Annotated in this window: 15 protein-coding genes; 9 read left to right on the top strand and 6 right to left on the bottom strand. The window is 60.7% G+C overall.

The genetic code is table 11. The features are described from left to right. Window positions 1–9 precede the first annotated feature (9 nt). The 3 genes from NCR98_RS06485 to NCR98_RS06475 all read right to left on the bottom strand — a co-directional run bounded on the left by NCR98_RS06485 (window position 10) and on the right by NCR98_RS06475 (window position 1,267). On the bottom strand, window positions 10–543 hold the full coding sequence (locus tag NCR98_RS06485; protein WP_250525791.1) for a cupin domain-containing protein: 534 nt from the start codon (window positions 541–543) through the stop codon (window positions 10–12). 89 nt (window positions 544–632) lie between these two features. Further along, on the bottom strand, window positions 633–878 hold the full coding sequence (locus NCR98_RS06480; RefSeq protein WP_250464633.1) for a hypothetical protein: 246 nt from the start codon (window positions 876–878) through the stop codon (window positions 633–635). Window positions 879–907: 29 nt separating this feature from the next. Further along, complete coding sequence (locus tag NCR98_RS06475; RefSeq protein ID WP_250464706.1) at window positions 908–1,267, bottom strand: hypothetical protein; 360 nt, start codon at window positions 1,265–1,267, stop codon at window positions 908–910. Between the two features lie 197 nt (window positions 1,268–1,464). Here NCR98_RS06475 and NCR98_RS06470 point away from each other — a divergent pair, with 197 nt between their 5' ends. Further along, complete coding sequence (locus tag NCR98_RS06470; protein ID WP_250525790.1) at window positions 1,465–2,403, top strand: LysR family transcriptional regulator; 939 nt, start codon at window positions 1,465–1,467, stop codon at window positions 2,401–2,403. Between the two features lie 75 nt (window positions 2,404–2,478). On the opposite strand, the gene tehA is transcribed toward NCR98_RS06470, so the two are convergent. Next, window positions 2,479–3,468, bottom strand: coding sequence for a dicarboxylate transporter/tellurite-resistance protein TehA (tehA, locus tag NCR98_RS06465; protein ID WP_250525789.1), 990 nt, complete (start codon window positions 3,466–3,468; stop codon window positions 2,479–2,481). A gap of 480 nt (window positions 3,469–3,948) precedes the next feature. On the opposite strand from tehA, the gene NCR98_RS06460 reads away from it, so the two are divergent. From NCR98_RS06460 to NCR98_RS06440, 5 genes are all read left to right on the top strand, one after another. Next, window positions 3,949–4,452: a hypothetical protein gene (locus tag NCR98_RS06460; RefSeq protein ID WP_350029499.1), complete on the top strand. Its 504-nt coding sequence runs from the start codon at window positions 3,949–3,951 to the stop codon at window positions 4,450–4,452. A gap of 172 nt (window positions 4,453–4,624) precedes the next feature. Next, on the top strand, window positions 4,625–4,795 hold the full coding sequence (locus NCR98_RS06455; RefSeq protein WP_250464626.1) for a hypothetical protein: 171 nt from the start codon (window positions 4,625–4,627) through the stop codon (window positions 4,793–4,795). A 79-nt stretch (window positions 4,796–4,874) separates the two neighbouring features. Next, window positions 4,875–5,792, top strand: a complete 918-nt coding sequence (locus NCR98_RS06450) for a YihY/virulence factor BrkB family protein (RefSeq protein ID WP_244827851.1) — start codon at window positions 4,875–4,877, stop codon at window positions 5,790–5,792. 503 nt (window positions 5,793–6,295) lie between these two features. Further along, window positions 6,296–7,006 (top strand): hypothetical protein, encoded by a 711-nt coding sequence (locus tag NCR98_RS06445; RefSeq protein ID WP_250525788.1) that lies wholly within the window; start codon window positions 6,296–6,298, stop codon window positions 7,004–7,006. 19 nt (window positions 7,007–7,025) lie between these two features. Next, window positions 7,026–8,186, top strand: coding sequence for a GGDEF domain-containing protein (locus NCR98_RS06440; protein WP_250464622.1), 1,161 nt, complete (start codon window positions 7,026–7,028; stop codon window positions 8,184–8,186). Here NCR98_RS06440 and NCR98_RS06435 read toward each other — a convergent pair. After that, window positions 8,183–9,094 carry a recombination-associated protein RdgC gene (locus tag NCR98_RS06435; protein WP_250525787.1) on the bottom strand — a complete coding sequence of 304 codons (912 nt, stop codon included), beginning with the start codon at window positions 9,092–9,094 and terminating at the stop codon, window positions 8,183–8,185. The genes NCR98_RS06440 and NCR98_RS06435 overlap by 4 nt on opposite strands. Window positions 9,095–9,216: 122 nt before the next feature. Between NCR98_RS06435 and NCR98_RS06430 the strand changes: the two genes are divergently transcribed. Then, the gene (locus NCR98_RS06430) at window positions 9,217–9,537 is read left to right on the top strand and encodes a hypothetical protein (RefSeq protein WP_250525786.1); all 321 of its coding nucleotides are present in this window, start codon (window positions 9,217–9,219) and stop codon (window positions 9,535–9,537) included. 82 nt (window positions 9,538–9,619) lie between these two features. On the opposite strand, the gene NCR98_RS06425 is transcribed toward NCR98_RS06430, so the two are convergent. Then, entirely contained in the window at window positions 9,620–9,778 is a 159-nt protein-coding gene (locus NCR98_RS06425; protein WP_244827846.1) for a hypothetical protein, read from the bottom strand. 317 nt (window positions 9,779–10,095) lie between these two features. Between NCR98_RS06425 and NCR98_RS06420 the strand changes: the two genes are divergently transcribed. Then, window positions 10,096–11,490: a selenium-binding family protein gene (locus NCR98_RS06420; protein WP_244827845.1), complete on the top strand. Its 1,395-nt coding sequence runs from the start codon at window positions 10,096–10,098 to the stop codon at window positions 11,488–11,490. Then, entirely contained in the window at window positions 11,487–12,107 is a 621-nt protein-coding gene (locus tag NCR98_RS06415) for a hypothetical protein (protein WP_409014939.1), read from the top strand. The genes NCR98_RS06420 and NCR98_RS06415 overlap by 4 nt, the downstream gene beginning before the upstream one ends. Window positions 12,108–12,304 lie beyond the last annotated feature (197 nt).

Below are 12,304 nucleotides of genomic sequence, written 5' to 3'. Positions count from 1 at the left end.
CGCGTGGCTTTACCGCCAGAGATGGACGAGCGGGCCATCTTCGCCGGCCACGGGATCGTCATGGGGAAACGGCAACGCTTCCATCGCTTGTCGTTCCGCCTTGCTGATGCCTTCGCGGCGGATGTCCCACTGCTGTCCCGGCGGATATGCGCCCACCACTTGAAAGCGACGACCACTCGTCAAAAGACAGTGCCCGGTGCCGGCGGGAAGAACGATGGCATCGCCCGCGCGGATCGCGATGACTTGGCCTTTCGGCCCGCCGATGATCAATTCCGCCTCGCCAGAGATCACGCCGAGCGCTTCGTGCGCGGTCGAGTGAAAGTGGTGATAGTCGAAGACCCCGTCGCGCCATTGCGGCGGCCAGCCGTTTTGCTGAAAGAGAGATTCGAAGCGGCCGGCTACGTCGAACTCGCGCGAGTCGATTGCATTACGCCAGACGAGAACCGGCAAGCGCGTGTTATTCGGTACCCAGCCGTTTTGCGCCAGCATGAAAGATTCGCAGCGCGCGTTGGCGGCAAGTGAGGTTTTGGTTTCATGGGACATGACGTGATCCTCCGGGTCTTACGACGGAGGAGCAACGTGTGTTCCAACGAAGTCATGGCGTCTCCTGCCGCCCTCACAACCATTACGCATCAATGCCCGTGCCAATGCCCATAACCGCCCACGCCGATCCCCACTGAAACCGCCGGCGCCGCGTAATAACCGGGGCCGTAGGCATAGCCATACGCCGGTGCATAGCCGTAAGCGGGCGCAGGCGCATAGCCGTAAGGCGGCGCATAAATGCAGCCGCCAAGCCCCGCCGCGATGACTATCGCAGTTGCAGTCGCGAGCGTTCGAACCGCACCTCGCTTACCGTGTTGTCGATTAATGTTTTTCATGATCGATGCGACTCCCCGTTCGTCCCCGTCTACCAGCGGCGATACCCATATCCACCGTGATGCGCGTACCAGTCACGCCGGTTCCAGTACCGATAGCCGTCCCAATACCGGTCGCCATGCCATCCGACGATGACAGCAGGCCCCGGCGCGACGACAACGGGCGCCGGTTGATAAGCGACCACGGGCGGCGATTGATACACGACCGGAGGCGGCGGAGGCGGCGCGGCATAAACCGGCGCGGCGGGCGCCACATATACAGGCGGAGGCGGCGCATAGACCGGCACCGGTACACCCAGATTGACGCCGACGCTCACACCCGCCAGCGCCGATCCACAAGCAAGCCCCGCACAAGACGCGATACCCAGTCCGATGAGACTCTTCACGTTCATGTTTTCCTCGTCCGAAGCGACCGCGCATCGCAGCCATGAATCCATGTTAGCGATGCCTTCGCAGGCTTGAGTTACAAGCGCTGTAACAGATGTGAACACTGAAATGAAGCTTGCAGTGCCCTGTTGAACCCGTCAGCGGGTTGCGCGCTCGTATCGTGCATGGGATATTTCCGGCTCGATAAAAAGGATGCCGGCCAATGGACCTCTTGCGCAGCATGCGAATCTTTGTCCGGGTAGCCGAGGCGGCAAGCTTTACCGTCGCCGCGCAGCACATGGACATTACGACCGCGCAAGCGTCGCGCGCGATCACCGAACTCGAGTCGCATCTGCGCACGCGTCTTTTGAATCGCACGACGCGCCGCGTCGCATTGACCGATGCTGGGAATCGCTATCTGGCGCGCTGCAAGGAAGTGATCTCGCTGGTCGACCTCTCTGAAGCGGAAGCCAGCGACGCGCAAGTGTCGCCAAGCGGCGTGTTGCGCATGCACGCGCCGATCACCTTCGGTCATCACTATGTCGTGCCGGCGCTTTCTCAGTATTTGGAAGAGCATCCGCTCGTGCGCGTCGAGTTGACCTTGTCGCAGCAGGTTCCCGACATGCTCGACGAAGGCTACGACGTCTTCCTGCAGGTCACGAGTTCGACGCTGCCCGACTCCGCGCTCGTCTCCACGCGTATTTGCACGATGCCGAGCGTGCTGTGCGCATCGCCGAACTATTTGCGGCGGGCCGGCATGCCGATGACCGTGGAAGATCTTTCGAAGCACGCGTGCCTTCAACTCGTCACGACATTCTTTCCGGTGGATCGATGGACGTTCGAAGGCGCGCAAGGAAAAGTCGATGTCGAACTTCCGCCTGGCCGCCTTCGCGTGAATTCCGCCGATGCACTCGCCGTCGCGGTGGCCAATGGTCTGGGTATCGCGCCTTTGCCGATGTTGTCTGCCCTGCCCTCGCTTTCGAATGGCGCGCTGGTGCGCGTGCTGCCGGACTGGGAACTGCAAAAGATGACGGTGTATGCGATGTACGCTTCGCGCCAATACCTCGATGCGAAGATCAAGACTTGGGTAGCGTTTCTGCGTGATTACGTCGAGGCCAAACTGGATGCTAGTTTTGGAGAACGGTACGACGTCGACAGTTGAATGTGGATGTTCAAAAAGCCGACCATTAGTTGCATGTTTGTGCTGAACGAGCCTGCACCTCGCAGGCTCGTCGTCTCAAACTGTCTTGACTTGCGTGGCCATTATCGGAAAAAGCTTGCCCTTGAACAGGGCCAGCACGGTCCCGACGGTGAGACTCGCAAATACCACGTTCGCCACGATGAAAGATGCCGGAGCCAGCCAAAGCAGCGGGCCTGCTGCACCGCGTTCCAGCATGCGGATTGCCATCGTCGGCAACGCTGCAACGCCGAAGCTGAACGCCCAGTACGAAGGCGTGAACGATTGCTGACGAATCCACGGCAGGAGCCGCGTGAGCATCATTGCCTGATACAGACCGTAGCCGAGCAGCATGTAAGCGAAGAGATCCGGCACGCCATGCGTAATCGCGAGATACGACACGCCTCCCACCACCGGCGGCGCGAGCTGGATGCCGAGCGTGGGACGCAGCGCGTCGGGAAGCGGATCGTGTACAGCCGCGCGATGCATCACGATCGATTCGATCGCGAGCCACGAGAACACACCCGCCCCGAAGAACAACGCGCCGATCTGCGTCCAACCAAGACTCGCTGCCGCCGTTCCCGCGACGAAACTCGGCGCGACGGTCGGCAGATAGATGGCCGGCGTCGTCAGTTCGGGCTTCCGGCCGCCTTGCCAGAAGCGTCCGTGAAGATAAGCGCCGAGGCCGAGCTGACTCACCACGCCCGCGACGAACAGCACGATCGCTAATTCTCGCGAATAGTTCTGCACCGCTTGCGCCGCGAGCAATGTCGATACAGGCGCGAGCGCGGCGAACGACGACTGCACGGGATGCGCCATCTCGGCGATGGCCGCGTCGCGCTCGATAAGCCACTTGCGTGCATACGCGATCATCAAAGCGAGCCAAACCGACAGCGCGCCCGCGGTCAAGAGCGGCGGCACGACGGCCGGAATCGCCCAGACATGCGCCGCTGCTCGCCATGCGCCCGCCAAGGCCAGAAGGCCCACCGCGATGCCGAAAAAAGCGACCGGCATCGGTTGACGCTTGTTCATACGATCATTGGTGTCCATTGCCCTTCTCCGTGAATGCGCGGGTAAGAACGCGTGGTGCGCTCTTGTGTCCGTCGATGGAGAAAGCTTAGGTCCGTCAGGCCGTTGCGCGAATGTCGCAGCGTCTCGATTGACTACTCGATCGTCTCAAAGACAAGAGGTATCGGCGAAAATGGGCTGTCTTTGGACCGGAGATTTGCACACAGTCCTGGCGCAGGGATGGCGAATGGCGAATGATGCGGATGGCATGCAAAGCACCACATGCAAAATGCCAAGCGCAAAGCAGATCCGCTCTACTCACAAGAACAATGCAGCCGACGGCATCCCACCAAGGAGGGACTGCGGCAAAACAGGCGCGGGCGCCAAGTCCGCCGCGTGTCAAACGCAGAAAGCCATCACGTCACGATTCGGGACACGCAGTAACCTTCGCGCGGATAATAGACACGACGGCATCATCCCAAACGGCACTGCGAATAGCACCCTTGGCATTAGGTGCACCGCATGCAAAACACAAAATGCCAGCGTTTTTTGATCATCAGCGTCGCCGGCAACTTTGCCCGTTTTGCGCCACAGCCATCAAGCACGCCAGCGCACCGGGCCATGTCACCTCGAACGTGCACGACAACAACCACGCAAAACATCGATAACGCCTGGAGAATCGAGAAGATGAGAACTTTCCCGCTGGGTCTGCCGTTCCGAGCGTTTTCAATCGCGACCGCCCTATTCCTTTCGGCTTGCGCACAGACCGGCCCGGTCGAATTCTCCGCGAGCGCCAACCCACCCGCTTCCGACAACGACGGTCCCGCCGACTTCAGCGGCATGGACGACTCGATGAACGCCTGCAAGACGCAGTCGCGACAGGCAGGCGCGGACCGCTGCACACAGGTGCGCGCCTACGAATCCTGTATGAAGAGCAAAGGCTACATCACCGTTCTAGGCCCGGAAAACCCGCCGAACTGCGGACAACCCGACTGGGAGCAGGACGTGCGCAAGTGGCTGCGTTGAGCCGAGCAAATTCATCGACGGCGCGAGGTCCATATCCACCACGCCCGTGTTGGCTTACGACCGCGCGCATCATTGCACCGACGAGCAACGACACGCTTACCACACGCTAAAGTCGGGTGATCCGCATGCCGTTATGCGGTGCATGAGAAAGAAACGCCTACACTCCCGCGATATGAACAACGCCTTCGCCGCAGCCGCCGAGGCGCTTGCCCTTTTTTGCCGGCTGCGCAACGTGGATGCCGCCGACTTGCCCGCCCAGGACGTGGATACACTGCTCGACCTCGCCTTCGAAGAAGCCGCGCAGCAAGCGGCCGCCCGTAGCGAGGCACGCCGTCCCGGCTGAGCAAGAGTATTCACGGACGGGAGCATTACTTGCTTTTCAGAACGACATGGCGCCGTGGGCCACGCGCCGCGGAGGCTCCATGTCGAAGATACTCGGCCCGATTCTGGGCCCGCACGTAGCGAACGTCGCACGTCACCCGTTCGGCTTCGTCATGCGCACGATCAAGGCATTTCGCGCCAATCAGGGCATGTTGCTCGCGGGCGCGGTGGCTTATTACGCGCTTTTGTCGATCGTGCCGCTTTTGATCCTCATCGTGATCGTGCTGTCGAAATTCATCGGACAGAAGGAACTGCTCGACACGCTCTCCCATTTACTCGAATGGCTCGTGCCGGGACAGGCACGCGCAGTCGTGCGTGAACTCGCGAATTTTTTGACGCATCGGGCGGTCATCGGTTGGCTTCTTCTCATCACGATGATCTTCTTCAGCTCGCTCGCCTTCACCGTGCTCGAGAACGCGATGTCGGTGATCTTCGTGCATCGCGTGGCGATCCGCCGTCGGCACTTTCTCCTGTCCGCCTTGCTGCCGTACTGCTACATCCTGTTCTTGGGCGTCGGCATGCTGATCGTGACTTTCGTGTCGAACGGGCTCCAGGCGATGGGCACGAACAGCCTCTATTTCCTCGGCATCGAAATATCGCTCAAGGGCGTGTCGCGCCTTTTGCTGTATTTGCTCGGCTTCGCGGGCGAAGTGTTCGTGCTGACGTCGATCTATCTTGTGATGCCGGTGGGACGTCCGTCGCTGCGGCTCGCGTTGATAGGCAGTGTGACGGCTGCCATTCTTTGGGAAATCACGCGCCACGTGCTCGTCTGGTATTTTGCGACGCTTTCGCAAGTGAGCGTGGTGTACGGTTCGCTGACGACGTCGATTGTCGTGCTGTTTAGTCTGGAGGCACTCGCCACGTTGTTGCTCTTCGGTGCGCAAGTAATCTCCGAGTTCGAGCGTTTCGGCCTGCCTCAGGCCACCGAGCCGCAACCGTTCCACACCGGCACGGGCTGAACCTATCCGCCTGATGATCAGATTGCATTTTATGTGCGTTACCGCACATAACTTCGACTTTCTCGTCCGACAAATAGCGCTAAATTCCCCATTTCGATGCGCGGGCGTGAACTCTGCTACGGTACTATTCAAAATGCGAGCGACACGTCTTGTAAATGTCGATGGCACGGTGCCGCTCCAAGCACTTCGCCATTAAACGCGGCGCCAGCCCTCCTTACGCGGGCATCGCGCAAAGCAAACTGAATTGCATCCATTGTTGAGCGCCAGGTAACGGAGGCGTTCGGCATGCTTTATTGCGGCGAGAAGGATCAGTCGGCTGTCGCTGCATAGCCATCGATCTTCAAGGCTGTACTCATCATCAGTTGGGCCATTCGTTTGAATGGGTGCGCCACGCGGGCTTTCATATCGCATGCGCGCCATTCCACTGTTATACGGCGGTGTCGAGCGTGTTGTGTAACGCTAGTTGGACACCGCCCGACGATCACGTTCCGGAGAGCGCTGTCATGCCTCACCACGCTGAACTACCCCAGGAGAGCATCGCGGGTCATGCACGACCCGCGAATGATCCCACTGTCATTGCCATGGAAACACCGCCGCTCGATTTGGAGGATGAGCCCGTGGCGCAGCGCACACCATTGCGCTTTGGGCGTCTCGCCTTGTGGAGCGCGTCGGCGGGCGCGTTGGCCGTCGGCGTGCTGGGAACCATCGCCTACAGCATGTGGTTCTCGCACGATCAACGCGTCTATGCCGAAGCGATGTCCAGCGCACGCCAGACGTTAGGTGTCGATCAACCGACTTTTGTCGCGGCTCAGGTGCCTGCACAGGTGCAAACGCAGACGCAAGCCGTTGGCACAGTGGAAGCGGCGCCCGTCTCCGTTCGCGATGCGTCCATGAGCACGACTGCACCCGCCGTCTATGGCGCGGACACAGTGGATGCCGCCGCCATCGCCGCCGCTCCAACGCAAGCGGCGCCGACCGTGCAACGTCCGAGCGCGGTGGCCGCAACGCGACCTCAGTCGCAAACTGCCTCGGCGCGCGGAAACCGCGCGGCTTCGGCCCAGGCGAGCGCCGGCCAGACTCAGGCTGCACGCCGTCGCGCGGCGCGCGCCAGAACGGACACCGGCCTCTTCGCGCGCGTGGGCGCGTTCTTTCATCGAGTGAGTTATCGACGCAATGCAACAGCCGGTCAGCGAGAGGAATATTCCCGTCCGTGAAGCATCGGCAGCGCCACCGATGCCCGCGGATGAAGACGCCGTGGATCGGCCGCTGCCGCATCGCATTTTGAATACCGTTCAGGCGCTCGCCCGGCGTGCGGGCATTCGCGGGCCCGCTCCGCTTGCAGCCGTGGCGTTGTCGCTGCTGCTCATCGGCCTGCTTTTTCTTGCGGTTCAGGTCCGCACCATTTTCTCGGTGCAATTGCATCAGGAATACATCGGGCTCGTGCTCGAAGCAGTCGAGCGCGCCGATGCCGCGCGTAGCGCCTCGGTGGTGCTGCTAGGCACGCCGGCGAGCGATGCACAGCACCACATTGCGTACCGCCAGGCGCGCATCGAGTTTGCCGCGCGGCTCGGAAGCCTGCACGCGCTCATCGGTTCGAGCCCGGTGCCCGCGCCGCCAATGCCCGCTGACGTCCTCTCGCCTGCTGCCGATTTTCGCGCGGCCAGCAGCGCGCTCGATTCCGTCTACGCCTACTGGCGCACCGAGCGCGACCGCGCCAGCGCCGATCTGCGCGAGCGCATCGTGAGCGTGTCGCATACGCTCATCGCGTTATCGGCGATCGTGTTCGGCGTGTTGATCACGGCGATCGGAATGTATGCAAAACGCAATCGACAATTGGTCGGCATGTCGCATGAGTTCGAACACGCTTCACTGCACGACGCGATGACGGGCCTGCCCAATCGACGCAAGCTGTTCGCGTCACTGGAGGAGTCGGCCGCGCGCCTTGCGAACGGCACCGAACCGGCACGCATCGCCGTGTTGTATATCGACCTCGACGGCTTCAAGCGCGTCAACGATACGCACGGTCACCGTATCGGCGACGAGTTCCTGATTGCGGTATCGCGACGCTTTCGCCAGACCGTGCGTAGTGGCGACGTCGTCGCGCGTATCGGCGGCGACGAGTTCGCCGTGCTCGTGCGCGAGTTTTCCGGGGACAAGGAGCTGGCCGCGATCGCGCAACGGATTATCGATTGCGTAACCGAAACCGACATGCAGATGCGTCTTTCGCTGGTGCGAGCAAGTATCGGCATCGCGAGCTACCCGGACCGGGTGAGCGACTATTGGCGCCTCGTCGCGGTCGCCGACGACACCATGTACACAGTCAAGCGTAACGGCAAGAACAACTACGCCTTCGCCTCTCTCGCACCCGCTGCATCTGCTTCCGCTTCTATCTAGGCCGCTGCACGAAGGTCTTCCTCGCCACCGAGCGCATCGGTCAGGTCGGCGAGCATGCGCGCGAGTTCGCCTGTCATCAGCGTGAAGTCGGATTCGAAGCGTTCATCGTCGTTGGTCGCGGTGGGATCGGCGGCTTCCTTGATGACGTCGAGCGCGCTGACCCGCTTCAACGTAAGCGATGGCGTCAAGACGTAAGAAACGCGGTCGTTCCACGTCATGGCAAGCCGCATGCACTGCTTGCCCGCTTCGATATGACGGCGCATGTCTTCCGCTTCCAGCGCGTGACCCACGTAGCGGACCGTTGCATTGCCCTCGCCAGCAGAACGCAGCTCGGTATCGCGGTCAAGCGTAAAGCCCGCGGGCGCTTCGCCTGTTAGGAGCCACTCGGTCATCGCGGAAACGGGCGACCGTGCCACGCGCACACTCATCAACGGAAGATCGGTCACCGACTTGACGAGCAGACCGATGATGTCGTCGCATAGCGTCGCCGACGCAGCGTCGATTGCAAGCCAGCCATTTACAGGGTCGATCCACACGCGCGTATCGCGCCGGATGCTGAACGCGCGCGGCAAGAGTTCGTCGGTGATCTGCTCCTTGAGCTCGCGCATCTGCTTGCGGCCGGGTTTGAAGCCCTGCTGTTCTTCCACTTCGAGCGCGCGTTCCTTAGTGAACTGCGTCACGACCGAAGCGGGCAAGAGCTTCTTCTCGGCGCGATACGTAATGAGCATCTGTCGGTTGACGGCATAGACGAGCGAGTCGTCGCCGTGCGGCGAAACCCAGCCGCGCCGTTCGTTCTCGACGCTCGATGCAGCACTGAAGCCAAGTGGCGCGAGCCACTGCTGCAGCTTTTCAGGGGTGATGTTCCACGGTGCGGGCAGACGGTGAAGCTGGAGGTTTTTGAACCACATGGCGAGGTATCGATGCGTTCGGGAAAAGCGCGCCATTTTATACGACGTGGCACGAGGTCGAAGCGCGTTACACTAGAACGGCTCAAAAACGCTTGAATGCCTCAGCAATAGGAGCACCGATCATGGATAACCTGGACGCGCAAGGCACCTTCCGCGGGCTGCCGTTGACCACCGAGCAGGACGCCGAAGTGCGGCATTACATCAAGAAGAAAAAGCAGCGGAACGAGCCGTGGGATACACCCGAACTCAACGCAATGATCAAGGACATGCTCGACCCTCCTGGCGATGACGACGATACCGCCGACATCGACGATGAAGAGGAAACGCGCTCCGTGGCCGAGCGTGCATCGGCGTTCATCGACGAAGACATGGAGCCGATAGAGCACAACGAGGAATGGCACGCCGCCATGGAAGCCGAAGTGATGAAAGGGCCAAGACGCTAAAGCGATTCATAGCAGCCAGGCCAAGGCAATAAAAAGCGCCGGTAATCAGCCGGCGCCGCATGTGCTTAAAACACTTCGAGCTTTAATGTCTGTGACGCATCCAGTCGCGCGGCGGATGTGTATCGAGCCATCGTGCCTTGGGGACGTTGATATGCGGATGACGATGATGCATCACGAGAATCACCGCGGCGCATAGCAGCACGACAATGCCCACCATCAGGCTGATCATCGGTTCGGTCATAAGCAACCTCCTTAGCGGAACAAGGGGCGACGCTTGCACAGCTTGAGAGCGTGCGGCGCTTCCAGGCATCATGCGCTTAAACGAACTTCACGGCGCAGTGCATGCCGATGGAATTTTTCAAGCCAGCCTGAGGTAAAGCTTGGAGCGACCGAGCGATCCTTAAGCGCACGTTGCTTTGTATTGCGCAAATACTTCGAAGCTTGACGGAACGAGTCGCGCACGCTTGTCCTATGATGAAGAGACTTGAAGAGACGTAAGAGAGTCGCAAGAACGCTTTAGAAGAGCCGCTCAAGGACCGCTAACCGGAGACGTGCAACATGGCAACATGGAAACCCGACCCGAGCTTCTATCCTTCGCCTCGCCTTGCAGCCAAGGCTCCGCGAGAAACACTCGCCTATGTCGCGACATTCGACCCCGAGCGCAATACGCCCGACAAGCTAGCGGTCGTCGATGTCGATCCCGATTCGCCGGACTATACGAAGATCGTCGGCGAACTCGCCATGCCCGATACCGGCGACGAACTGCATCACTTCGGCTGGAACGCCTGCTCTTCGTGTCTTTGCCCCAATGCGCCGCACCCGCATATGGAAAGGCGTTATCTCGTGGTGCCGGGGCTGCGCTCGTCGCGCATTCATATCGTCGATACGAAGCCCGATCCAAAGCAACTCAAGATCGTGCGTACGATCGAGCCCGATGAACTCGCCGAGAAAACGGGCTATACGCGTCCGCATACCGTGCATTGCGGACCGGGAGGCATCTACGTCACGGCATTGGGCAATGCAGAAGGCAAAGCGCCCGGCGGCGTGCTGATGCTCGATCAACAGAGCTTCGATCCACTAGGCCGATGGGAAGTGGACCGCGGCCCGCAACAGCTTGCCTACGATGGCTGGTGGCATCTCGGTTACGACACGATGGTGACGAGCGAATGGGGCACGCCCGATACCTTCGAGAGCGGCCTCGTACCCGAACTTCTTTTAGGCGCGAAATACGGCAGAAAACTGCATTTCTGGGACTTCACCAAGCGCAAGCATATTCAGGAAATCGACTTTGGCGACGAGTATCAACTCGTGTTCGAACTGCGCCCCGCGCACGATCCGACCAAGGCGTACGGCTTCGTGAATTGCGTCATCAGCTTGAAGGATCTGTCCTCGTCGATATGGACTTGGTATCGCGACAAGGACAAGTGGGCCGTGAAGAAGATCATCGACATTCCCGCGGAACCTGCCGATGCCTCGGTTCTGCCGCCGCTTCTTCAAGGCTTCGGCGCGGTGCCGCCGCTCGTCTCCGACATCGATCTCTCGATGGATGATCGCTTCCTCTACGTGTCCTGCTGGGGCACGGGCGACATGCTTCAGTATGACGTCTCCGATCCCTTCTCGCCCAAGCTCACAGGTAAGGTCCGCATCGGTGGGATCGTGTCGCGCGCCACTCATCCCGGCGCTAAAAACGGTGCACTCAATGGCGGACCGCAAATGGTCGAAGTCAGTCGCGATGGTCGGCGCGTCTACTTCACCAATTCGCTTTATGGCGCGGTGGACGCGCAGTTTTATCCCGAAGGTATCGACGGCTGGATGGTGAAACTCGACGCCGATCCGAACGGCGGCCTGAGCACCGACAAGAACTTCTTCATCGACTGGCCGAAGGGGCACAGGCCGCATCAGATCAGGCTGCAAGGCGGCGATTGCTCGTCGGATTCGTTCTGCTATCCGTGACCTCCTCGTCGGCGTTATGGCTCACGGCTGCGGGATTGGGCGCCTTTCATGGACTCAATCCCGCAATGGGCTGGCTCTTTGCCGTCGCGCTCGGACTCTATGCGCATAGCAGGCGCGTCGTTCTGATCTCGCTCGTGCCGATTGCGCTCGGTCATGCGTTATCGGTAGGGCTCGTGCTGGTTGGCGCGCTTACGCTCGGGACCATGCTTGGACATGAGATGCTCGCGCGTGGTGCAGGCCTGGTGCTGATCGGCTGGGGCATATGGCGGCTGTGGCGCGGTCATCGTGGACGGCCTTCGGTTGGCATGCGCACGGGCCTCGCGGGCCTCGCGTTGTGGTCGTTCGTAATGTCGAGCGCACACGGCGCGGGCCTCATGCTCGTGCCGGCGCTCTTGCCCCTGTGCTCGGGCAAGCTTGCCGGCGGCGCGCTCGAAGCGGGCGCCCTCGCGCTCGCCATCCACACGGCGTCGATGCTTGCCGTCATTGCCGTCATCTCCCTGCTGGCCGTGACGGTGCATGAGCGTGTGGGGCTCGGGTTTCTACGCACGGGGTGGGTCAACGTCGATTGGCTCTGGAGTGTGGCCCTCATCGCATGCGGCGCGTGGCTCTTCGTGTAGTCTGGATTCCGCTGCTGCAAGACAGGCCTCAAGGGCCGACGCACGTGGCGGACGCCGGCAGAAGTTAGGCGCTAAAGGCCTACTGTCGTCGATTGCGTGACTCAGTCAGTCCCGGCAATATCAACCGACATAACGATAAAAATAAAAGAACGCGGCGCAGAAAATTCCAGGAACAAATGGCCTAGTCGAACGAGGGG

The sequence above is a fragment of the Caballeronia sp. GAWG2-1 genome, assembly GCF_023631405.1.
GTDB lineage: Bacteria > Pseudomonadota > Gammaproteobacteria > Burkholderiales > Burkholderiaceae > Caballeronia.
The sequence above is the reverse complement of the archived record's forward strand: the minus strand, read 5'-3'. Positions and strand labels throughout refer to the sequence as shown.